Source organism: Streptococcus sp. SV2 (assembly GCF_030440175.1).
GTDB lineage: Bacteria > Bacillota > Bacilli > Lactobacillales > Streptococcaceae > Streptococcus > Streptococcus raffinosi.
This window is the reverse complement of sequence record NZ_JAQFJQ010000015.1, coordinates 11,903-34,710: the sequence shown is the minus strand read 5'-3', so window position 1 is coordinate 34,710 and position 22,808 is coordinate 11,903. Positions and strand designations below refer to the sequence as shown.

The 22,808-nt window shown below is 41.9% G+C and carries 19 protein-coding genes; 17 read left to right on the top strand and 2 right to left on the bottom strand.

From position 1 onward, the window contains the following. Positions 1 to 105: 105 nt before the first annotated feature. From plsX to purH, 9 genes are all read left to right on the top strand, one after another. Positions 106 to 1,110, top strand: coding sequence for a phosphate acyltransferase PlsX (plsX, locus tag PCY14_RS07900; RefSeq protein WP_021151310.1), 1,005 nt, complete (start codon positions 106 to 108; stop codon positions 1,108 to 1,110). Beyond that, a complete protein-coding gene (locus PCY14_RS07895; RefSeq protein ID WP_002888609.1) occupies positions 1,110 to 1,355 on the top strand; it encodes a phosphopantetheine-binding protein in 246 nt (81 codons plus the stop codon). The genes plsX and PCY14_RS07895 overlap by 1 nt, the downstream gene beginning before the upstream one ends. Positions 1,356 to 1,639: 284 nt before the next feature. Continuing rightward, positions 1,640 to 2,347, top strand: coding sequence for a phosphoribosylaminoimidazolesuccinocarboxamide synthase (gene purC / locus PCY14_RS07890; RefSeq protein WP_002888608.1), 708 nt, complete (start codon positions 1,640 to 1,642; stop codon positions 2,345 to 2,347). A gap of 56 nt (positions 2,348 to 2,403) precedes the next feature. Beyond that, positions 2,404 to 6,129, top strand: coding sequence for a phosphoribosylformylglycinamidine synthase (locus PCY14_RS07885; RefSeq protein WP_301363387.1), 3,726 nt, complete (start codon positions 2,404 to 2,406; stop codon positions 6,127 to 6,129). Positions 6,130 to 6,292: 163 nt separating this feature from the next. Beyond that, positions 6,293 to 7,732: an amidophosphoribosyltransferase gene (gene purF / locus PCY14_RS07880; RefSeq protein ID WP_021144783.1), complete on the top strand. Its 1,440-nt coding sequence runs from the start codon at positions 6,293 to 6,295 to the stop codon at positions 7,730 to 7,732. 211 nt (positions 7,733 to 7,943) lie between these two features. Continuing rightward, positions 7,944 to 8,966, top strand: a complete 1,023-nt coding sequence (gene purM, locus PCY14_RS07875; protein WP_301363385.1) for a phosphoribosylformylglycinamidine cyclo-ligase — start codon at positions 7,944 to 7,946, stop codon at positions 8,964 to 8,966. A gap of 184 nt (positions 8,967 to 9,150) precedes the next feature. Next, entirely contained in the window at positions 9,151 to 9,708 is a 558-nt protein-coding gene (purN, locus tag PCY14_RS07870) for a phosphoribosylglycinamide formyltransferase (protein ID WP_021151312.1), read from the top strand. Then, entirely contained in the window at positions 9,701 to 10,297 is a 597-nt protein-coding gene (locus tag PCY14_RS07865; RefSeq protein WP_060933730.1) for a hypothetical protein, read from the top strand. Before purN ends, PCY14_RS07865 begins: the two co-directional genes overlap by 8 nt. Positions 10,298 to 10,315: 18 nt before the next feature. Beyond that, on the top strand, positions 10,316 to 11,863 hold the full coding sequence (purH, locus tag PCY14_RS07860) for a bifunctional phosphoribosylaminoimidazolecarboxamide formyltransferase/IMP cyclohydrolase (RefSeq protein ID WP_301363383.1): 1,548 nt from the start codon (positions 10,316 to 10,318) through the stop codon (positions 11,861 to 11,863). 191 nt (positions 11,864 to 12,054) lie between these two features. Here the strand turns inward: purH and PCY14_RS07855 are convergent, their stop codons facing one another. Continuing rightward, on the bottom strand, positions 12,055 to 12,894 hold the full coding sequence (locus PCY14_RS07855; RefSeq protein WP_042771674.1) for a CHAP domain-containing protein: 840 nt from the start codon (positions 12,892 to 12,894) through the stop codon (positions 12,055 to 12,057). Between the two features lie 307 nt (positions 12,895 to 13,201). Here PCY14_RS07855 and purD point away from each other — a divergent pair, with 307 nt between their 5' ends. From purD to purB, 8 genes are all read left to right on the top strand, one after another. Further along, positions 13,202 to 14,467, top strand: a complete 1,266-nt coding sequence (purD, locus tag PCY14_RS07850; RefSeq protein ID WP_021144794.1) for a phosphoribosylamine--glycine ligase — start codon at positions 13,202 to 13,204, stop codon at positions 14,465 to 14,467. A 201-nt stretch (positions 14,468 to 14,668) separates the two neighbouring features. Then, on the top strand, positions 14,669 to 15,157 hold the full coding sequence (gene purE, locus PCY14_RS07845; protein WP_014633767.1) for a 5-(carboxyamino)imidazole ribonucleotide mutase: 489 nt from the start codon (positions 14,669 to 14,671) through the stop codon (positions 15,155 to 15,157). Further along, positions 15,144 to 16,235 (top strand): 5-(carboxyamino)imidazole ribonucleotide synthase, encoded by a 1,092-nt coding sequence (gene purK, locus PCY14_RS07840; RefSeq protein ID WP_021144795.1) that lies wholly within the window; start codon positions 15,144 to 15,146, stop codon positions 16,233 to 16,235. The genes purE and purK overlap by 14 nt, the downstream gene beginning before the upstream one ends. After that, complete coding sequence (locus tag PCY14_RS07835) at positions 16,236 to 17,186, top strand: ketopantoate reductase family protein (RefSeq protein WP_164376622.1); 951 nt, start codon at positions 16,236 to 16,238, stop codon at positions 17,184 to 17,186. An 8-nt stretch (positions 17,187 to 17,194) separates the two neighbouring features. Continuing rightward, positions 17,195 to 17,422, top strand: a complete 228-nt coding sequence (locus PCY14_RS07830) for a phosphoribosylaminoimidazole carboxylase (RefSeq protein WP_164376621.1) — start codon at positions 17,195 to 17,197, stop codon at positions 17,420 to 17,422. 9 nt (positions 17,423 to 17,431) lie between these two features. Further along, a complete protein-coding gene (locus tag PCY14_RS07825; protein ID WP_164376620.1) occupies positions 17,432 to 18,676 on the top strand; it encodes a DUF4041 domain-containing protein in 1,245 nt (414 codons plus the stop codon). Positions 18,677 to 18,682: 6 nt separating this feature from the next. Next, positions 18,683 to 18,901: a hypothetical protein gene (locus tag PCY14_RS07820; protein WP_070439566.1), complete on the top strand. Its 219-nt coding sequence runs from the start codon at positions 18,683 to 18,685 to the stop codon at positions 18,899 to 18,901. 18 nt (positions 18,902 to 18,919) lie between these two features. Next, positions 18,920 to 20,218 (top strand): adenylosuccinate lyase, encoded by a 1,299-nt coding sequence (purB, locus tag PCY14_RS07815; protein ID WP_164376619.1) that lies wholly within the window; start codon positions 18,920 to 18,922, stop codon positions 20,216 to 20,218. Positions 20,219 to 21,091: 873 nt separating this feature from the next. Here purB and argS read toward each other — a convergent pair. Further along, complete coding sequence (gene argS, locus PCY14_RS07810) at positions 21,092 to 22,783, bottom strand: arginine--tRNA ligase (protein ID WP_301363382.1); 1,692 nt, start codon at positions 22,781 to 22,783, stop codon at positions 21,092 to 21,094. Between the last annotated feature and the right edge of the window lie 25 nt (positions 22,784 to 22,808).

Sequence of the window (22,808 nt, the reverse complement as noted above, 5' to 3'; positions counted from 1 at the left end):
CTGCTGGAAATAGAAAATTGGATATGTCTATTTTAATTATAGATTGTTTGATTGATGAAAATTCGAGTCTATTTTTTTAGAGCAGAGGATGAGAGGGAGAATGCTATGCATGTAATTGCAGTTGATGCTATGGGTGGCGATAATGCGCCACAAGCAATTGTAGAAGGAGTCAATCAGGCTTTGTCAGATTTCAAAGATATTGAAATCCAGCTTTATGGTGATGAAACTAAAATTAAGACCTATTTGACAGCGTCTGAACGTGTGAGCATTGTACATACCGATGAAAAGATAAATTCAGATGACGAGCCAGCTAAAGCCATTCGCAAGAAAAAGAAAGCATCTATGGTTTTGGGTGCACAAGCTGTTAAGGAGAAAAAAGCAGATGCAGTGATTTCTGCAGGGAATACAGGTGCTCTCCTGGCAGCAGGTCTCTTTGTGGTTGGACGTATTAAGGGAGTTGAGCGTCCAGGTCTGATGTCAACAATGCCAAGTTTTACAGGTCAACCCTTTGATATGCTTGATTTAGGTGCTAATGCAGAAAATACAGCTAGTCACTTGCATCAATATGCGATTTTAGGATCCTTCTATGCAAAAAATGTTCGTGGAATTGCCAACCCTCGTGTAGGTCTACTTAATAATGGGACTGAGGAAACTAAGGGTGATAGTCTTCGTAAGGAAGCTTTCGAACTCTTGTCTCAGGAGCCCAGTATTAACTTCGTCGGAAATGTTGAGGCGCGTGAAATCATGTCTGGTGCTGCTGACGTTATTGTGTCTGATGGCTTCACAGGAAATGCGGTTCTTAAAGCAATCGAAGGAACGGGACTTGGTGCCATGAAGACTCTTAAGTCGGCCATCATGAATGGTGGGCTTAAAGCTAAGTTAGGTGCTCTTCTCTTAAAGGATAGTCTACAAGGTATGAAAAAGACTATGGATTACTCAAGTGCCGGAGGTGCGGTTCTCTTTGGTCTTAAAGCTCCCGTAGTAAAATGTCATGGATCTAGTGATGCTAAGGCAGTTTATTACACCATTAAGCAAGTTCGTACGATGCTTGATACTAAGGTAGTTGACCAACTAGTTGAAGCCTTTAGTCCGAAAGAGGAGGCTGAATGATGAGTAGAGTAGAAATTCTTCATAAAATGCAACTTGTTATTCAGGATCAGATGGGGAATAAAGACATTGTTTTAACCGAAGATACTAAATTAGATGACTTGGGTGTGGATTCAATAGAACTTATGGAATTCATTATTAATTTGGAAGATGAGTTTGCTCTTGAAATTTCTGATGATACTATTGATCATATGGATAAGGTAGCCGATTTGTTGGATTATTTGTCTGAGCAATTGAATAACAGATAAGCTAGTTAAACTTTAGTTTCTAGATTTCAAGTGAATCTAGTACTGCAGTTATGCCAGCATTTATAGTTCATATCTTATAGGAGTGGGACAAGAAACTAAATGTTACCTTGATTTAGTTCTGTCAGGCTCCTTTTTTTCTATACATTATTTATTAAAAAAATCTAAATAACCCACTAAACACGAACGATTTAATTTTACCTAAGTAACAAAGTTTGTTATATGTTGGTTTTTGGTTTTTTGTATGGTATAATGAAGAAGAAAAAACTTGAAAGGCGAACAATTCCATGTCAAACCAACTGATTTATACTGGGAAAGCTAAAGATATTTATAGTACAGAAGACGAAAATGTGATTAAGTCGGTCTATAAGGACCAAGCAACCATGCTTAATGGTGCTCGTAAGGAGACTATTAAGGGTAAAGGTGTGCTGAATAATCAGATTTCGTCTCTTATTTTTGAAAAATTAAATGCTGCCGGTGTGGCAACACACTTTATCGAACGTATTTCTGACACAGAACAACTCAATAAAAAGGTGAAAATCATTCCTTTGGAGGTTGTTCTTCGTAACGTGACTGCAGGTTCATTTTCAAAGCGTTTTGGTGTTGAAGAAGGAATAAACTTGGATACACCTATTGTTGAGTTTTATTATAAAAACGATGATTTGGATGATCCGTTTATCAACGACGAACACGTGAAATTCTTGGGTGTTGCAAATGATGAACAAATTGCTTATATCAAGGAAGAAACACGTCGTATCAATGAATTGTTGAAAGATTGGTTTGCACAAATTGGTCTTCGTTTGATCGACTTCAAATTGGAGTTTGGCTTTGATAAGGACGGCAAGATTATCTTGGCAGATGAATTTTCACCAGATAACTGCCGTCTTTGGGATGCTAAAGGTCACCACATGGATAAGGATGTTTTCCGTCGTGATCTCGGTAGCTTGACAGATGTTTATGAAGTTGTATTGGAAAAATTACAAGGCTTGAAGTAATTTTTTGAATTCCTCTCCAATGCAGTTTTTAAGTAGAAATAAATAAAGGAAATAAAATGGATAAACGTATTTTCGTTGAGAAAAAAGCTGATTTTCGTGTGAAATCTCACTCTTTAGTAAAGGAATTACAGCATAATCTTCAGTTGAAAACCTTGAAGGACCTTCGTATTGTACAGGTTTACGATGTCTTTAATTTGGCAGAGGATTTGTTTGCGCGTGCAGAAAAACATATCTTCTCTGAACAAGTGACAGATACTGTTTTGGATGAAGCTGCAGTGAAGGCTGATCTTGAGAAGTATGCTTTCTTTGCCATTGAAAGTTTGCCTGGTCAATTTGACCAACGTGCGGCCTCTTCACAAGAAGCTTTGCTATTGCTGGGTAGTTCAAATGATGTAACGGTGAATACTGCTCAATTGTACTTGGTTAACAAGGATATTGCTGCTAATGAATTGGAAGCTGTCAAAAACTACCTATTGAACCCAGTGGACTCTCGTTTCAAAGATATCACTGTTGGCATTGCGAAACAGGATTTCTCTGAGTCCGACAAGACTATTCCAAACTTGGATTTCTTTGAAACTTATACGGCTGAAGATTTTGCTAAGTATAAGGCAGAGCAAGGATTGGCAATGGAAGTGGATGACCTTCTCTTCATTCAAGATTACTTCAAGTCTATTGGACGTGTGCCAACTGAGACTGAGTTGAAGGTTTTGGATACTTACTGGTCTGACCACTGCCGTCATACAACTTTCGAGACTGAGTTGAAAAACATCGACTTCTCAGCTTCTAAATTCCAAAAACAATTGCAAGCGACTTATGATAAATATATCGCCATGCGTGATGAGTTGGGACGTACAGAAAAACCTCAAACTTTGATGGATATGGCGACTATTTTTGGTCGTTATGAGCGTGCCAATGGTCGTTTGGATGACATGGAAGTGTCTGATGAAATCAATGCCTGCTCAGTTGAAATTGAAGTGGATGTCAATGGTGTGAAAGAACCATGGCTTCTTATGTTCAAGAACGAAACTCACAACCACCCAACTGAAATTGAACCATTTGGTGGTGCGGCTACTTGTATCGGTGGTGCCATTCGTGACCCATTGTCAGGTCGTTCATACGTTTACCAAGCTATGCGTATCTCAGGTGCTGGTGATATCACAACACCAATTGCTGAAACTCGTGCTGGTAAATTGCCACAACAAGTGATTTCTAAAACGGCGGCTCATGGTTATTCTTCATACGGTAACCAAATTGGTCTTGCAACAACTTATGTTCGTGAATACTTCCACCCAGGTTTTGTTGCTAAGCGTATGGAGTTAGGTGCCGTTGTTGGTGCGGCTCCTAAGGAAAATGTTGTCCGTGAAAAACCAGAAGCAGGTGATGTGATTATCTTGCTCGGTGGTAAGACTGGACGTGACGGTGTTGGTGGTGCGACAGGTTCTTCTAAAGTTCAAACGGTTGAATCTGTTGAAACAGCTGGTGCTGAGGTTCAAAAAGGGAATGCCATCGAAGAACGTAAGATTCAACGTCTTTTCCGTAATGGTGAAGTGACACGTCTCATCAAGAAATCAAATGACTTTGGTGCTGGTGGTGTCTGTGTGGCTATCGGTGAATTGGCAGATGGTCTTGAAATTGATCTAGACAAAGTGCCATTGAAATACCAAGGTTTGAACGGTACAGAAATTGCCATCTCTGAATCTCAAGAACGTATGGCCGTGGTGGTTCGTCCGGAAGATGTAGATGCCTTCGTTGCTGAATGTAACAAAGAAAATATTGATGCTGTTGTCGTTGCAACAGTGACTGAAAAACCAAATCTTGTCATGCACTGGAATGGCGAAACCATCGTTGATTTGGAACGTCGATTCCTTGATACTAATGGGGTACGTGTAGTTGTAGATGCTAAGGTGGTTGACAAGAATGTCAAGCTTCCAGAAGAACGCCAAACCTCTGCTGAAACCCTTGAAGCAGATACTCTTGAAGTCTTGGCTGACCTTAACCATGCTAGTCAAAAAGGTTTACAAACCATCTTTGATAGCTCAGTTGGTCGTTCAACAGTCAATCACCCACTTGGTGGTCGTTACCAAATCACACCAACTGAAGCTTCAGTACAGAAATTGCCAGTCCAACATGGAGTGACTCATACGGCTTCTGTCATGGCGCAAGGGTTCAACCCATATATCGCAGAATGGTCCCCATATCATGGTGCTGCTTATGCGGTCATCGAAGCAACAGCCCGTTTGGTTGCTGTTGGTGCAAACTGGTCTAAGGCTCGTTTCTCTTATCAAGAATACTTCGAGCGTATGGATAAACAAGCAGCCCGTTTTGGTCAACCAGTATCAGCTCTTCTTGGATCAATCGAAGCTCAGATTCAACTTGGTTTGCCATCTATCGGTGGTAAAGACTCTATGTCTGGTACTTTTGAAGAATTGACAGTACCACCAACCTTGGTTGCCTTTGGTGTGACAACAGCAGATAGCCGTAAGGTTCTTTCTCCGGAGTTTAAAGCTGCTGGTGAAAACATCTATTACATTCCAGGTCAAGCTTTGGCACAAGAAATTGACTTTGATCTTATCAAGTCTAACTTTGCTAAGTTTGAAGCTATCCAAGCTGATCATAAAGTCACATCTGCATCAGCTGTTAAATATGGTGGTGTCCTTGAAGCTCTTGCCCTTGCAACATTTGGTAACCATATTGGTGCCACTGTAACCCTTGAAAATCTTGAGACTGCCTTGACAGCTCAATTGGGTGGATTCGTCTTCACATCTCCTGAAGACATTGCAGGTGTTGCCAAGATTGGACAAACAGTGGCTGACTTTACACTGGTTGTCAATGGCGTAATCCTTGATGGACACAAGCTTGACAGTGCCTTCCAAGGTAAATTGGAAGAGGTTTATCCAACTGAATTTGCACAAGCAACTGAACTTGAAGAAGTGCCTGCTGTAGCATCGGATGATGTTATCAAAGCTAAAGAAACAGTTGAAACACCAGTGGTTTACATCCCAGTATTCCCAGGTACCAACTCTGAGTACGATTCAGCTAAGGCCTTTGAAAAAGAAGGTGCAAAAGTCAACTTAGTACCATTTGTCACACTTAACGAAGAAGCAATTGTCAAGTCTGTTGACACCATGGTTGACAATATCGAAAAAGCTAACATTATCTTCTTTGCAGGTGGCTTTTCAGCAGCGGATGAACCAGATGGATCAGCTAAATTCATCGTAAACATCTTGCTCAATGAAAAAGTACGTGCAGCTATCGATAGTTTCATCGAAGGTGGTGGTTTGATCATCGGTATTTGTAACGGATTCCAGGCGCTTGTCAAATCAGGTCTCCTTCCATACGGTAACTTTGAAGATGCAAGCAGTACGAGTCCAACCCTCTTCTACAATGATGCCAACCAACACGTGGCTAAGATGGTTGAAACACGTATTGCCAACACGAATTCACCATGGCTTGCCGGAGTGGAAGTTGGTGATATCCATGCCATTCCAGTATCACACGGTGAAGGTAAATTTGTCGTAACAGCTGAAGAGTTTGCTGAGCTACGTGACAATGGTCAAATCTTTACCCAATATGTTGACTTCGAAGGTAAACCAAGCATGGATTCTAAATACAATCCTAACGGATCTGTTAATGCTATTGAAGGTATCACAAGCAAGAACGGTCAAATCATTGGTAAGATGGGTCATTCAGAACGTTTTGAAGATGGACTCTTCCAAAATATTCCAGGAAGCAAAGACCAACACCTCTTTGCCTCAGCTGTGAAATATTTTACTGGGAAATAATCGAGCGTGGTGAGCTCATTAGGGATATTTTTCACTACAGCAGTAGTCTTAGAGAGCTTGAAAATGATGCATTTTTGAGTTCAACACTTAGAAAAAGATGTTAGAAATGTCTGCTTTTGTTTAGGCTAGCTAAGGAAAATATCAAAAATAAAAGGTATAAAAAATGACATACGAAGTTAAATCTCTTAATGAAGAATGTGGTGTTTTTGGTATCTGGGGTCACCCAGATGCTGCCAAATTAACTTATTTCGGACTTCACAGTCTCCAACACCGTGGTCAAGAGGGAGCAGGAATTCTCTCTAATGATGCGGGCCAATTGAAGCGTCATCGTGATATGGGGCTTCTCTCAGAAGTTTTTCGTAATCCAGCCAATTTGGACAAGTTGACTGGTACAGCTGCTATCGGTCATGTCCGCTATGCGACTGCTGGTGAGGCTTCTGTAGATAATATTCAACCTTTCATGTTTAAGTTTCACGATGGACAATTAGGTCTTGCTCATAATGGAAACTTGACTAATGCAGAGTCACTTAGACGAGAGTTGGAAAAGAATGGGGCTATTTTTAGCTCAACTTCTGATTCAGAAATCTTAGCTCACTTGATTCGTCGTAGCCACAACCCATCATTTATGGGTAAAGTTAAAGAAGCTTTGAATACTGTTAAAGGTGGATTTGCTTATCTTCTTATGGTTGAGGATAAGCTCATTGCAGCCTTGGATCCAAATGGGTTCCGTCCACTTTCTATTGGTAAGATGGCCAACGGTGCTATCGTGGTTTCATCTGAAACTTGCGCTTTTGAAGTGGTTGGAGCAGAGTGGATTCGCGATGTAAATCCAGGTGAGGTTGTTATCATCGATGATAATGGCATCACTTACGATACCTATACAACGGATACGCAATTGGCTGTTTGTTCGATGGAGTATATCTACTTTGCCCGTCCTGATTCAAATATCCAAGGGGTCAATGTCCATACAGCTCGTAAACGTATGGGTGCTCAATTGGCACGTGAGTTCAAACATGAAGCAGATATTGTCGTTGGTGTGCCTAATTCATCACTTAGCGCAGCCATGGGATTTGCGGAAGAATCAGGCTTGCCAAATGAAATGGGCTTGATTAAAAACCAATACACCCAACGTACCTTTATCCAACCAACACAAGAATTGCGTGAGCAAGGGGTTCGTATGAAGCTCTCTGCCGTATCAGGTGTTGTTAAAGGAAAACGTGTGGTTATGATTGACGACTCTATTGTACGTGGGACAACATCACGTCGTATCGTTAATTTGCTAAAAGAAGCAGGAGCGACAGAGGTCCACGTAGCAATCGGGAGCCCAGCCCTTGCCTACCCATGTTTCTACGGTATCGATATTCAAACACGTAAGGAATTGATTGCGGCCAATCATACAGTTGAGGAAACACGCGAAATCATTGGAGCGGATAGCTTGACTTACTTGTCTATTGATGGATTGATTGATTCTATTGGAATTGACACAGATGCACCAAACGGTGGCCTTTGTGTGGCTTACTTCGATGGTAAATATCCAACACCATTGTATGACTACGAAGAACGCTATTTGGAAAGTTTGAAAGAACACACTTCTTTCTATTAAGAGCAGTGCAGAAGAAAAAAGAGGAAAAAATTATGTCTAAAAATGCTTACGCTCCACGTCTCACTACTAACTAAAAGCTAAAGCATTTGTCAGTAGACACTTTGCCCTATGGGGTCAAAGCTAGAGACCTGACTAGTATTTTTAGATAAAAAGATGGTTCATCTAAAAATACGTCGCACTCTTTCTCGAAAAAAAAAAAGGAATAAATAAAATGACAAATAAAAATGCTTACGCTCAATCGGGTGTGGATGTTGAAGCAGGTTATGAAGTTGTTGAACGTATCAAAAAACACGTTGCCCGTACAGAGCGTGCAGGTGTTATGGGAGCTCTCGGTGGCTTCGGTGGTATGTTTGACCTTTCAAAAACAGGTGTCAAAGAGCCTGTTTTGATCTCAGGTACAGATGGTGTCGGTACTAAACTCATGCTTGCTATTAAGTACGACAAACACGATACTATCGGTCAAGACTGTGTTGCTATGTGTGTTAACGATATCATCGCCGCAGGTGCTGAGCCCCTTTACTTCCTTGACTACGTAGCAACTGGTAAAAATGAACCAGCTAAATTGGAGCAGGTCGTTGCTGGTGTTGCTGAAGGTTGTGTGCAAGCTGGTGCAGCCCTTATTGGTGGTGAAACTGCTGAAATGCCTGGTATGTATGGTGAAGACGACTATGATTTGGCAGGTTTCGCGGTAGGTATCGCAGAAAAATCTCAAATCATCGACGGCTCAAAAGTAGCTGAAGGTGACGTGCTTCTTGGACTTGCTTCAAGTGGTATCCACTCAAATGGTTACTCACTCGTGCGTCGTGTCTTTTCTGATTACACAGGTGAAGAAGTTCTTCCAGAACTTGAAGGCAAAAAACTTAAAGACGTTCTTCTTGAACCAACTCGTATCTATGTCAAAGCAGCTTTGCCACTCATCAAAGAAGAATTGGTTAACGGTATTGCTCACATCACAGGTGGTGGTTTCATTGAAAATGTACCACGTATGTTCTCAGATGACTTGGCTGCTGAAATTGACGAAAGCAAAGTGCCAGTTCTTCCAATTTTCAAAGCCCTTGAAAAGTATGGCCAAATCAAACACGAAGAAATGTTTGAAATCTTCAACATGGGTATTGGTCTCATGCTTGCGGTTAAACCAGAAAATGTTGAACGCGTCAAAGAACTTCTTGACGAAACTGTTTATGAAATCGGTCGTATTGTGAAGAAAGATGGCGCAAGTGTGGTGATTAAATAATGGTGCTATCACCATTTTGTACGGAGAAATTGTAGAAAGGAGTGTTTGGTTAGTAAGCCTAACTGAACACGGGACTCATTTTCTAGGAAAAAAGAGAAATCATTTTGTGTGCAAGCACCCAGCAATGATTTCCTATTTTTCTACGAAACTGTTCGGCTAGCCGAAACGTCCCTTTGTATCGAATATGAAGATTGCTGTTTTTGCCTCTGGCAACGGCTCAAACTTTCAGGTGATTGCGGAACAATTTCCAGTAGAATTTATCTTTTCAGATCACCGTGATGCCTATGTCTTAGAACGTGCCAAAAATCTTAATGTGGTTAGCCATGCCTTTGAACTCAAGGAATTTGACAATAAAGCGGCTTATGAAGAGGCTATCGTCAAACTCTTGGATGATCACCAGATTGATTTGGTTTGTTTGGCCGGTTATATGAAAATCGTTGGCCCAACCTTGCTAGCAGCTTATGAAGGTCGTATCATCAATATCCATCCTGCCTATCTTCCAGAATTTCCAGGAGCTCACGGCATTGAGGATGCTTGGAATGCAGGTGTTGACCAGTCTGGTGTAACTATTCACTGGGTGGATTCTGGCGTTGATACAGGTAAGGTCATCAAACAAGTCCGTGTGCCACGCCTTGAAGATGATACCCTTGACACTTTCGAAACTCGCATCCACGAAGCAGAGTACAAACTCTATCCAGAAGTGTTGGATAGTTTGGGAGTTGAGAAGAAAGAAGATGGGTAATAGTTTTAATAATTGGAAGAACAAAGCTGGTAGAGATGTTAATATTCAAATTAATCAAGATCCACCAGAAAAAGTTGCTACTTATGAACCTGAACCAATTTGGAGAAGTCCAATTACAATGGCAGTATTGAGTTGGATTGGTTTCTTCGCTTCAATAGGAAGTTTATTACCACTTTACAATTTTTTTGAACCGTTTGTAAAATGGGCTAAAAATTCTTTTAATGGGAATATTCCTAATGTTCAAGAAAAGCAAATTTATTTGTTTATTTTTTTAGGTTTGTTTATTTTTTCAGGTATCATTTTTTCTTTGCGAAAAATTACTAAGAATCAAACTCGTTATCCCCTTAAATTTAATTATGCAATTAGTGGTGAGAAAAAGAGATTGAATATTGAAAAATTACATATCGAACCGTGTCCAAAATGTGGTGGAAAATTGAAATACTATAATAAACCATATGAGTGGCTTGATTATTATGATGAAAATGGAAACTTTAAAAAAAGAAAGATTACCAAGAAAGTACCAGCTTTAGAATGTAAAAGAAATAGTAATCATTTTTGGTATGTAGATCCAGCTGGGACAAAAATTTGATAAATGAAAGGAAAAAACATGACTAAACGTGCACTAATTAGTGTTTCAGATAAAGCGGGCATCGTTGAATTTGCCCAAGAACTCAAAAAATTAGGTTGGGATATCATCTCAACAGGTGGTACCAAAGTTGTCCTTGACAATGCGGGGGTAGACACTATCGCTATTGATGATGTGACTGGTTTTCCAGAAATGATGGACGGTCGTGTGAAGACCCTTCACCCAAATATCCACGGTGGTCTCCTCGCTCGTCGTGACCTCGATAGCCACCTTCAAGCGGCTAAGGACAATAATATCGAATTGATTGACCTTGTTGTGGTAAACCTTTACCCATTCAAGGAAACCATCCTCAAACCAGACGTGACTTACGCTGACGCAGTTGAAAACATCGATATCGGTGGGCCATCTATGCTTCGTTCAGCAGCTAAAAACCACGCTAGCGTAACAGTTGTGGTAGACCCTGCTGACTATGCGGTTGTGCTTGACGAATTGTCAGCAAACGGCGAAACAAGCTACGAAACTCGCCAACGTTTGGCAGCAAAAGTATACCGTCACACAGCTTCATACGACGCTTTGATTGCAGAATACTTCACAGCTCAAGTGGGTGAAACAAAACCTGAAAAACTCACTTTGACTTATGACCTCAAGCAACCTATGCGTTACGGTGAAAACCCTCAACAAGACGCAGACTTCTACCAAAAAGGTTTGCCAACGGCTTACTCAATTGCTTCAGCTAAACAACTTAACGGTAAAGAATTGTCATTCAATAATATCCGTGATGCTGATGCTGCTATCCGTATCATCCGTGATTTCAAAGACCGTCCAACAGTTGTGGCTCTCAAACACATGAACCCATGTGGTATCGGTCAAGCTGATGACATTGAAACAGCTTGGGACTACGCTTATGAAGCTGACCCAGTGTCAATCTTCGGTGGTATCGTCGTTCTCAACCGTGAAGTTGACGCTGCGACGGCTAAGAAAATGCACGGTGTCTTCCTTGAAATCATCATTGCACCAAGCTACACAGACGAAGCGCTTGAAATCTTGACTACCAAAAAGAAAAACTTGCGTATCCTTGAGTTGCCATTCGATGCTCAAGATGCCAGCGAAACAGAAGCAGAATACACTGGTGTTGTCGGTGGACTTCTCGTTCAAAACCAAGACGTTGTTAAAGAAAGCCCAGCTGACTGGCAAGTGGTTACCAAACGCCAACCAACTGAAACAGAAGAGACAGCTCTGGAGTTTGCTTGGAAAGCTATCAAGTACGTCAAATCAAATGGTATCATCGTGACTAACGACCACATGACACTTGGTGTTGGCCCTGGTCAAACTAACCGTGTGGCATCTGTCCGCATCGCCATTGATCAAGCTAAAGACCGTCTTGACGGCGCTGTTCTTGCTTCAGATGCCTTCTTCCCATTTGCAGATAACGTGGAAGAAATCGCTAAAGCAGGTATCAAAGCAATCATCCAACCGGGTGGATCAGTCCGTGACCAAGAGTCAATCGAAGCAGCTGATAAACATGGTTTGACAATGATCTTTACAGGCGTGAGACATTTCCGTCATTAAGAATTCACAAAGCATCCAAGGAATTGGATGTTTTTTTAGATGCCTTAAGTTTCCTTTAAGCTACCCAAGCTATACTAATACCATCCTAAAAAACTTTTCTTTTTCATAAATCTCCTAAAAGCTCAGCACTAGCTGGGCTTTTTTATTTCAGTGCATGAAAAAACAACCGTTCGCACGATTGTTCAATAGATTTAAACCTTTTCAAGGACAGACTGGGTTACCCAAGTCTTGCGATTTCCGATTTGGACGAGGACGCCATCGCTTGGTGGATCAATGGCAAGCACTTTGAAGTTACCTGGAATGGTAAAAGTCTCACCAGGATTGAGGTATTGGTCTGATGTTGGATTGCCTCGTCCATCAACTTCAAGAACGGGTCCAGGATCTACAATATTGTGTTTGGTTGGTGTACCTCCAGCTAGGTCTTGGCTAGTGATATTACTTCCTACGATTGATGTGACACGGAAAGTACCTGTAAATCGGACAGTATCGCCAACCTTGATAGAAGAGTTGGTTGGATTACTAGTTTGAGCTCCTGATTCGAGGTCTTTAAAGTGGATATAACCAGACACTTGACTCTTATGGAAACTGCGTTTATGGTATTTCTCAGGCCCTTGCCCAGCATTATAGTTGTATTCTTCAATAGTGACCTGATCGCCATTCACCTCGGCTACCCAAGCCACATGTCCCATATATCCAGCTCCGTTGACACCGTCTGAAAACCAAGCGATGCTTCCAACAGCAGGATTCATGTCTACACGATGTCCATTCGCTCGTGCAATTGGTCCCCAGGTGATGGCATTTCCATAACCTACTGGTAAGGTGAATCCATTGGTGTTGCTGAGGCGATAGGCTGCAAAGGACGTACACTGACGCCAGTACATAGTCCAAGGGTCCACGCCGAAGCCCCCATATTTCCAAGAGGAAGGATAGTCATCTCCGAGGACAGCCGCCTGAGCAGAGCTTCCACACGAAACCGAAACAGTCGCTAGACAAGCTAGCGGTAAGAGACAATTTAGTAATTTTTTCTTCATTTTAACCTCCACCTACCTATTCGCAGTTTTTCAGGAAAATGGAGATAATTTTTGCGTTTAAGCCTCCCTTAAGCTGTTTAGACTATACTATCATTAATCCTAAATAACTTTTTTCATTTTCATAATCTCCTAAGAGGTGGTCCAAGTGGCCGCCTTTTTTGTGTTCAAATTTGGCTACACCCCCATATCTCCGAACAAATATGTTATAATGGTTATGTATAATTCGTGAAAATTGCTAATTTTTCCGAATGATTGTCGTTAACGGGCATTTGCCCCTAGTCTTATTTGATATTGAGGTATCTTTCAAATGAAACTTTTGGTTGTTGGTTCTGGTGGTCGTGAACATGCGATTGCCAAGAAATTATTGGAGTCTAAGGACGTTGAGCAAGTTTTCGTGGCTCCTGGTAATGACGGGATGACATTGGACGGTCTTGATTTGATCAATATCGGAATTTCCGAACATTCTAAGCTGATTGACTTCGCAAAGGCGAACGATATTGCTTGGACCTTTATCGGTCCAGATGATGCCCTTGCGGCTGGTATCGTGGATGATTTCAATGCGGCAGGACTCAAAGCCTTTGGTCCGACCAAGGCTGCGGCTGAGTTGGAGTGGTCTAAGGATTTCGCTAAGGAAATCATGGTCAAATACGACGTTCCGACAGCAGCCTATGGCACATTTTCAGATTTCGAGGAAGCCAAGGCCTACATCGAGGAAAAAGGCGCTCCAATCGTCGTCAAGGCAGACGGCTTGGCCCTAGGTAAAGGTGTCGTCGTTGCTGAAACGGTTGAGCAAGCCGTCGAAGCTGCTCACGAGATGCTTTTGGACAATAAATTTGGTGACTCAGGTGCGCGAGTGGTCATCGAGGAATTTCTTGACGGGGAAGAGTTCTCTCTCTTTGCCTTTGTCAATGGGGACAAGTTCTACATCATGCCAACGGCTCAGGACCACAAACGTGCCTATGATGGCGACAAGGGTCCTAACACTGGTGGGATGGGTGCCTATGCGCCGGTTCCTCACTTGCCACAGAGCGTGGTTGACACAGCGGTTGACACTATTGTCAAGCCAGTTCTTGAAGGCATGATTAAAGAAGGTCGTCCTTACACTGGTGTGCTTTACGCTGGTCTTATCTTGACAGCTGACGGACCTAAAGTCATCGAGTTCAACTCACGGTTCGGAGATCCTGAGACGCAAATCATCTTGCCTCGTTTGACATCTGACTTTGCGCAAAATATCACTGATATTTTGGATGGTAAAGAGCCAGTCATCACTTGGACCGACAAGGGTGTGACACTGGGTGTGGTTGTAGCATCAAACGGTTACCCACTCGCTTATGAGAAGGGTGTCAAGCTTCCAGCCAAGACAGAGGGTGACATCATCACTTATTATGCAGGTGCTAAATTCGCTGAGAATGGGCAAGACCTCCTCTCAAACGGAGGACGTGTCTACATGCTTGTCACAACAGCAGACACCGTCAAAGACGGCCAAAACATCATCTACAACGAACTCAGCAACCAAAACACAGAAGGCCTCTTCTATCGAAATGATATCGGTAGCAAGGCGATAAAAGATTAACAGACATTATTATTTGTCAATGGCGAGCGAAAGCGAGCCTAACTAAGATAATGGTCGCCGTGGTGAAAAGACCAGAACAGTCTTTGTTCTGGTCGGGGGAAACTTTGAGACCTTAGGCTCAAAGTTTAGGAATGAAACCGAAGGTTTGCTTCCGTCCCCACCACCTAAGACCATTATCAAAAAAGAAAAAGGATATTAACTATGAAACCAGTAATTTCCATTATCATGGGCTCAAAATCCGACTGGGCAACCATGCAAAAAGCCGCTGAAGTCCTCGACAACTTTGGTGTCGCTTACGAAAAGAAAGTTGTTTCCGCACACCGTACACCGGACCTCATGTTCAAACATGCTGAAGAAGCACGTAGCCGTGGCATTAAGGTCATCATCGCTGGTGCGGGTGGCGCAGCTCACTTGCCAGGTATGGTTGCTGCCAAAACAACCCTTCCAGTCATCGGTGTACCAGTCAAATCACGTGCTCTTAGCGGTGTAGATTCGCTCTATTCTATCGTTCAGATGCCAGGTGGTGTACCAGTCGCAACCATGGCTATCGGTGAAGCTGGTGCGACTAATGCTGCCCTCTTTGCCCTCCGTCTTCTCTCAGTAGAAGACAAGGCCATTGCGGATGCGCTTGCTAACTTTGCTGAAGAACAAGGAAAAATCGCAGAGGAGTCTACAAATGAGCTCAACTAAAACCATTGGTATCATCGGTGGTGGCCAGCTCGGTCAGATGATGGCTATCTCAGCTATCTACATGGGCCACAAGGTTATCACCCTTGATCCTGCAGCAGATTGTCCATCTTCTCGTGTGTCTGAGGTTATCGTGGCACCCTACGATGACGTAGATGCCCTTCGTCAGTTGGCAGACCGCTGTGATGTTCTTACCTATGAATTTGAAAATGTCGACGCTGACGGCCTTGACGCTGTTATCAAAGACGGTCAGCTTCCACAAGGGACAGACCTGCTTCGCATTTCACAAAACCGTATTTTTGAGAAGGACTTCCTCTCAAACAAGGCTAAAGTAACCGTTGCTCCTTACAAGGTCGTGACATCTAGCCTTGATTTGGAAGATATTGACCTTTCTAAAAAATACGTCCTCAAGACTGCGACAGGTGGTTACGATGGCCACGGTCAAAAAGTCATCACATCAGCTGACGATTTGGAAGAGGCAAATGCCCTTGCTAACTCGGCCGAGTGTGTCTTGGAAGAGTTCGTTAACTTCGACCTTGAAATTTCTGTCATCGTGTCTGGTAACGGCAAGGATGTGACGGTTTTCCCAGTTCAGGAAAATATCCACCGCAACAATATCCTCTCTAAAACTATCGTGCCTGCTCGCATTTCTGACAGTCTAGCTGAGAAAGCTAAAGCTATGGCAGTGAAGATTGCCGAGCAACTTAACCTCTCTGGCACTCTCTGTGTGGAAATGTTTGCGACAGCTGATGACATCATCGTCAACGAAATCGCACCACGTCCGCACAATTCAGGACACTACTCAATCGAAGCCTGCGACTTTTCACAGTTTGACACGCACATCTTGGGTGTTCTCGGAGCACCACTTCCAGCAATCCACCTTCATGCACCAGCTGTCATGCTCAACATCCTCGGCCAACACGTCGAAGCAGCTGAGCGTTATGTCACAGAAAATCCAAGTGCTCACCTCCACATGTATGGTAAACTAGAAGCGAAGCACAACCGCAAAATGGGTCATGTGACTTTGTTTAGTGATGAACCAGATAGTGTGGTTGAGTTTGGGAAAGGAATTGATTTTTAGGTGAGAATAGCAATCCTAGGACTCGGAGTTATCGGGACCACTTACGCCTACGCTTTTCAAAAAGCAGGCTATCAAGTAGAACATGTAATGAGAGACAGTAAGAAAAACAATGTTCCCCAAAAACTCTCGGTTGATTTGCTAGATGGTCGCTATCATTCCAAGGGTGAAAACAAACACGACACCTATGAAGTTCATGTGGCAGAAGCTGATTCGGAATATGATTTTATTTTTCTCAGTGTGCGTCATGGTTTTGTCAAAGAAGCCGTGGAAACCTTGCGAAAAAATAATATCAAAGGCACCCTCGTTTTCTTCTGCAATTTCTGGAATACACGAAAAGAGGTCCAAGAGTGGGCAGGAGATTACGACTACATTCTGGCTTTTCCGACAGCGGGCGGTCATATGCAGGAGGACCATTTGGATGGTGTCTTGTTCGACCATTTAATGCTAGAAGGTGAGCAAAAAGCAGACATTTCTAACTATGCTGATCTGACAGATTTATTGACTTCTGCAGATTTGAAGTGGGAAGTTCCTCATGATATGGTCGAGTGGATTTGGATTCACATGGCGATTAATGCAGGTGTCACTTCGACAGCTGCGCGTTCGGGAAAATTGGAAAATCCAGAACAGCTGGCTTTGAACTTGATGAATAGTTCTTCAGAATTGTTATTGGCCATCAAGGCCATTCGAGAAGCTTTGAAAGTCGTAGAAGCGCGTGGTGTGAATTTGAAGCTTTACAAAGCCGAGCTTCTCCCTTACAAAATTCCCGCTTGGATTGCCGGAAAAGCCATGAAAGTCATGTTTGCGAAAAATGAGCTGACACGAAAAATCATGACCTTACACAATGATAAACGAGACATCTTCTACTGTTGTCAAAGTGTTTATCAGACTGGTCAGGAGTTAGGTGTTGAGATGCCTATTCTGGAAGCAAATATGAAGGGTATTTCGATTTAGGAGGTTTTATGTTTCAACTCATCGTTAATGCATTTGTTGAAAAAGATAAGACTGGAGCAGTCGTCGAAGTCTTGTATGCTAGTAGCAATCACGAAAAAGTGAGAGCTAAGTATGAAGAGTTGCTTGCTCAATATCCTGAAAACTATTTAGCTATCTATGATTTGCCGATGGATACTGATTTGAATACACTGGATCACTATCCATCAGTGTGGATTGGGAAAGAGGAGTTTGAATAGGAGACCTTAATGTCGATATTTAATTTTGGAAAACCCAAAGATGAAGCTTTAGAAAATAAAATTCAGAGATTAAATCAAGAGATTGCTATTCAAAAAGCAAAATTGGCAGATTTAAAAGCTCAAATAAAGATAGCAGACGAGATAGTCTCATTAAATACGGAGTTATCTCAGAAGCGGTCAGAATTATTTGCTATTCAGAACGAGATTTCTTTAGCTAATGACACACTTGGATTACAAGAGTTTGGATTCTTTGAGAGACAGTATAAGTTTTCTGATAGCACAAAATATAAGGAAGCTTTGGATAATTTGCGAAAACAGCAGAAAGATTTAGTTAAAACTGGTCAGGCTGGTAGAATTATAGTACCTATGCTTTTAGATAATAATAAAAGCAAGGGGAAGGCAATGCAGAATCAGCTTATTAAAGCAGCTATTCGTGGTTTTAATGGTGAAGCGGATGCCTTGTTAGTAAAAGTTTCTGTTTCGAATGTGGAAAAGAAAATCCAGGCATTGAAGAAAGCATTCCAACAACTGAATATAATGTATTCACGTAATCAAATTGAAATTACGATACCCTATCTAAACTTGAAAATTGAAGAATTACGTCTAGCTGCTGAGTTTGAGTTACAGAAGCAAGAAGAAAAAGAATTGCTTCGAGAGCAAAGAGCAAAAGAGCGTGAGGACAAAAAACTTCAGGCTGAAATTAAAGCACGTCGAAAACAATTGGAAAAAGATAGAACTCACTTTAAAAATATGGTTTCTAAGGTTGAGGAACTTTTGAAAAATGCTACTGGTGAAGAGTTCGGAGAACTTCAGAGACAGTTATCTGAGTACCAAGATAAATTATCCGAACTAGATGAAATCGAAGAAGATATTGATTATCGTGAAGGTCATGCAACTGCAGGCTACGTATATGTTATTTCTAACATTGGTTCCTTTGGTGAAGATGTTTATAAAATTGGAGTTACTCGTCGTTTAGAACCTCTTGAACGCATCAGGGAATTAAGTAGCGCATCAGTACCTTTTCAATTTGATGTCCATGCTTTGATTTTTAGTGAAGAAGCTTTTGCATTAGAGACTGAATTACATAATCAACTTAGTGAGTATAAGGTTAATAAAGTAAATAACCGTAAAGAGTACTTCAAAGTTCCATTTGAAAAAATTAAGGCGCTTTTAGACAAACACGAAGAGTTGACTATAGAATTAAATGAGAACGCTGAAGCATTTGAATATAGACAGACTCTACTGAAGGAGTAGCTATAGATGAAGTGGTTATTTTTAGTACTATTTATTGGGTGTGGGGTAAATGCATTAGGTTTATCTTCTGATGATAATGAAGATGAACTAGATGAAAACGAAACATTTTATTCAAATGTAACTTCAGCAGAAAAACCTCAGACTTCTAAGGAAGAAAGACTAAAGTGGGCAGTTGCTACGGCAGTATTTCTAGTTTTATTTTTGATATTTGCATTTTTTAGATAATTTAAAGGAGAAACAACAATGATCGAACGTTACTCTCGCCCTGAGATGGCGAACATTTGGAGTGAAGAAAATAAATACCGTGCTTGGCTTGAGGTGGAAATCTTGGCTGACGAAGCATGGGCTGAGTTGGGGGAAATCCCTAAGGAAGATGTGGCTTTGATTCGCGAGAAAGCGGACTTTGACATCGACCGTATTTTGGAAATCGAGCAGCAAACACGTCACGATGTGGTTGCCTTCACACGTGCGGTTTCTGAAACGCTTGGTGAAGAGCGTAAGTGGGTTCACTATGGCTTGACGTCTACTGACGTGGTTGATACTGCCTATGGTTACCTCTATAAACAAGCCAACGATATCATCCGTAAGGACCTTGCAAACTTCACTAAAATCGTGGCAGACAAGGCCAAAGAACACAAGTTCACCATCATGATGGGGCGTACCCACGGTGTGCACGCTGAGCCGACAACTTTTGGTCTTAAATTGGCAACTTGGTACAGCGAAATGAAACGTAATATCGAGCGTTTCGAGCATGCGGCTGCTGGTGTGGAAGCTGGTAAGATTTCTGGTGCGGTTGGTAACTTTGCCAACATCCCACCATTCGTTGAAAAATACGTCTGCGACAAGCTTGGTATCCGTGCTCAAGAAATCTCTACACAGGTCCTTCCTCGTGACCTTCACGCTGAGTACTTTGCAGTTCTTGCTAGCATCGCAACATCTATCGAACGTATGGCAACTGAGATCCGTGGTCTTCAAAAATCTGAACAACGTGAAGTGGAAGAGTTCTTTGCTAAAGGGCAAAAAGGGTCTTCAGCAATGCCTCACAAACGCAACCCTATCGGTTCTGAAAACATGACAGGTCTTGCGCGTGTTATCCGTGGTCACATGGTGACAGCTTATGAAAATGTGTCACTCTGGCATGAACGTGATATCTCTCACTCATCAGCTGAGCGTATCATCACACCAGATACAACTATCTTGATTGACTACATGCTCAACCGTTTTGGAAACATCGTTAAGAACTTGACAGTCTTCCCTGAAAACATGAAGCGAAACATGAACTCTACATTTGGTCTTATCTTCAGTCAACGTGCTATGTTGACTTTGATTGAAAAAGGCATGACGCGTGAGCAAGCTTACGACCTTGTTCAACCGAAGACTGCCCAATCATGGGATAACCAAGTCGACTTCAAGCCACTTCTTGAAGCAGATCCAGAAGTGACTTCACGTCTCACTCAAGAAGAAATCGACGAAATCTTCAATCCAACTTACTACACCAAACGGGTGGATGAAATCTTCGAACGCATCGGTTTGGGTGACTAATTGAAGCAATACAGTAAAAAAAGCAGGGCAGACCTGCTTTTTTGATGGTGACATTTATGTCACTAGTTTTGTTCTCTTTTCAGCCTTATAATAGAGTCATCGCTAGAAAACTGCCAGGAAGGAGGAGTTGGCCATCTTAAAAGGACGATTTAAGTATTTACTGGAGTTGAGCCTCTTAATAGTAAGCATTGCTTTTAATATCCTCCCCATCATGAACGATATTGGAAGTATCAAAGCCCCCTCTTGGTTTTTAGATATGGATATTCCTAGTGGTTCCTTATTGTTACTTATTTTACTTATCATTTTAAAAAGTGATTCAAGGGAATGATATTTTAAGCAACCTTTAAGTTTATTAGCTTATATTATAACTATCCTAATAAAACAACTAGCTTTGGCGAGCTGGTGAAAAACTTTTTCATAACAAATCTCCCCGAAGAAAGTCTAGATATCTAGGCTTTTTCTTCTTTTTAAGATTTTATTAGGATATTTTAAGAAACCACTTGAAAACACTTCCAAAACAAGGTAATATAGTCATATAAAGATTCTATTGGACAAGCGGTCACCTTTGGAGGATTAGGAAGAGGAGGTTGGAAAGCCTGTACAATCGTATCTTTGTCAGTGGTCTTTGGATTACTGTGAAAATCCCTTAGGGGATTTTTTTACGGTGTTTTAAGATTAATTTAAGAAAACTATATTATACTTAAAACATCCTAAATAACATTTATTGAACCTTGTTCAGTAAGTCTCGTTGGCTGATACTATTTGTAGAACAACGAACTTTTCTTTTTCATAATCTCCAAAAGAGCTCAACACCATGTGTTGGGTTCTTTTTTTGGTCACTAAAAAAACGCCCTTAGGCGTTTTGAATATGACTTACATCTCGTCTGGAGCTTCGACACCGAGAAGGCGAAGGGCTTCTTTGAGGACTGTTGCTGTTGCGTAGCAAAGAGCCAAACGGCTATCACGTTCTGGGCTTTCATCCAGGATACGTGTGTGCGCATAGTATTTGTTAAAGGCTTGGGCCAAGCTGATAGCAAATTTAGCAACGATAGATGGTTCAAAGTTGTCTGAAGCACGGTTGATGATGCGTGGGAAGTCTTGGATGAGTTTGATGATTTCCCAGCTTTCAACGTCGTTTAGGCTGTATGTAGCATCTGCAGATGGCGTGAAGTCAGCCTTGCGCAAGATAGATTGGATACGAGCATGTGCATATTGAACGTAAGGTCCAGTTTCTCCCTCGAAGGATACCATGGCATCAAGGTCGAAGTCATAACCATTCATACGGTCTGTTTTAAGGTCGTAGAACTTGATAGCTCCAACACCGACAGCATGAGCAACAGTTTCCTTGTTAGGTAAGTTTGGATTCTTAGCTTCGATTTGAGCTTGGGCACGGTTGACAGCTTCAGCGATAGTTGGCTCAAGTAAGATAACGTTACCCTTACGAGTTGACAATTTCTTACCGTTCTTAGTTACAAGACCAAAGGCAACGTGAGTCATATCGTCAGACCAGTCGTAGCCCATTTCTTTAAGAACAGCTTTCAACTGTTTGAAGTGGGCAGATTGTTCATTACCAACCACATAGATGGCTTTGGCAAAGTCGTAAGTACGTTTACGGTAGAGGGCAGCAGCCAAGTCACGTGTGATGTAGAGTGTCGCACCATCTGATTTTTTGATGAGGGCTGGGTGTTCAATACCGTATTTTTCAAGGTTAACCACTTGGGCACCTTGAGATTCTTGGAGAAGTCCTTTTTCTGTCAAGATGTCAACGACTTCATCCATCTTATCATTGTAGAAGGCCTCACCATTGTAGCTATCAAAAGAAACACCGAGTTCATCGTAGAGACGGTTGAATTCCACCAAGCTTTCGTCACGGAACCATTGCCAGAGGGTAGTTGCTTCCTCGTCACCAGCTTCCAATTTACGGAACCATTCACGAGCTTCTTCGTCTACAGATGGGTCTTCTTCAGCTTCAGCATTGATACGTACATAAAGTTGAAGGAGTTCGTTGATTGGGTTGGCTTTGACAGCTTCCTCGCTACCCCATTTTTTATAGGCAACAATCAGCATACCAAACTGTTTACCCCAGTCACCCAAGTGGTTGATGCGGACTGGTTTGTAGCCTTGTTTAGCCACGATATTGGCAAGAGCGTCAGCGATAACTGTTGAACGCAAGTGACCGATAGAGAAAGGTTTAGCGATGTTAGGACTAGACATATCAAAGGCAATGTTACGTCCGTGGCCGATATTTTGGTCAGCGTAGTGGTTACCTTGAGCAATAACTTGTCCAAGAACGTCCGCTGAAATTTTTGATTTATCAAGGAAGAAGTTGATGTAAGGACCAACAGCTTCAACTTTTTCAAAGTTTGAGGCATCGATTTTTTCAGCGATGTCTGCTGCAATCATTTGAGGAGCCTTGCGCAAGACTTTTGCCAATGAGAAGGCAGGAAAGGCGAGGTCCCCCATGTCAGCGTTTTTAGGGGTTTCAAGCAGATTTTGAATGTTTTCTTGTTCCAATTCGGGAACAACTTTGGCAATCTCTGCTGCAATGAGTTCTTTAGTATTCATAGGTACTCCATTTCAAATCTTGTCA

Coding starts and splice junctions, on each gene's coding strand:
- purH (WP_301363383.1), top strand. CDS start 10,316: ATGACTAAACGTGCACTAATTAGTGTTTCAGATAAAGCGGGCATCGTT.
- purN (WP_021151312.1), top strand. CDS start 9,151: ATGAAGATTGCTGTTTTTGCCTCTGGCAACGGCTCAAACTTTCAGGTG.
- purK (WP_021144795.1), top strand. CDS start 15,144: ATGAGCTCAACTAAAACCATTGGTATCATCGGTGGTGGCCAGCTCGGT.
- purC (WP_002888608.1), top strand. CDS start 1,640: ATGTCAAACCAACTGATTTATACTGGGAAAGCTAAAGATATTTATAGT.
- argS (WP_301363382.1), bottom strand. CDS start 22,783: ATGAATACTAAAGAACTCATTGCAGCAGAGATTGCCAAAGTTGTTCCC.
- PCY14_RS07855 (WP_042771674.1), bottom strand. CDS start 12,894: ATGAAGAAAAAATTACTAAATTGTCTCTTACCGCTAGCTTGTCTAGCG.
- purM (WP_301363385.1), top strand. CDS start 7,944: ATGACAAATAAAAATGCTTACGCTCAATCGGGTGTGGATGTTGAAGCA.
- plsX (WP_021151310.1), top strand. CDS start 106: ATGCATGTAATTGCAGTTGATGCTATGGGTGGCGATAATGCGCCACAA.
- PCY14_RS07885 (WP_301363387.1), top strand. CDS start 2,404: ATGGATAAACGTATTTTCGTTGAGAAAAAAGCTGATTTTCGTGTGAAA.
- PCY14_RS07895 (WP_002888609.1), top strand. CDS start 1,110: ATGAGTAGAGTAGAAATTCTTCATAAAATGCAACTTGTTATTCAGGAT.
- purD (WP_021144794.1), top strand. CDS start 13,202: ATGAAACTTTTGGTTGTTGGTTCTGGTGGTCGTGAACATGCGATTGCC.
- purB (WP_164376619.1), top strand. CDS start 18,920: ATGATCGAACGTTACTCTCGCCCTGAGATGGCGAACATTTGGAGTGAA.
- PCY14_RS07820 (WP_070439566.1), top strand. CDS start 18,683: ATGAAGTGGTTATTTTTAGTACTATTTATTGGGTGTGGGGTAAATGCA.
- PCY14_RS07825 (WP_164376620.1), top strand. CDS start 17,432: ATGTCGATATTTAATTTTGGAAAACCCAAAGATGAAGCTTTAGAAAAT.
- purE (WP_014633767.1), top strand. CDS start 14,669: ATGAAACCAGTAATTTCCATTATCATGGGCTCAAAATCCGACTGGGCA.
- purF (WP_021144783.1), top strand. CDS start 6,293: ATGACATACGAAGTTAAATCTCTTAATGAAGAATGTGGTGTTTTTGGT.
- PCY14_RS07865 (WP_060933730.1), top strand. CDS start 9,701: ATGGGTAATAGTTTTAATAATTGGAAGAACAAAGCTGGTAGAGATGTT.
- PCY14_RS07830 (WP_164376621.1), top strand. CDS start 17,195: ATGTTTCAACTCATCGTTAATGCATTTGTTGAAAAAGATAAGACTGGA.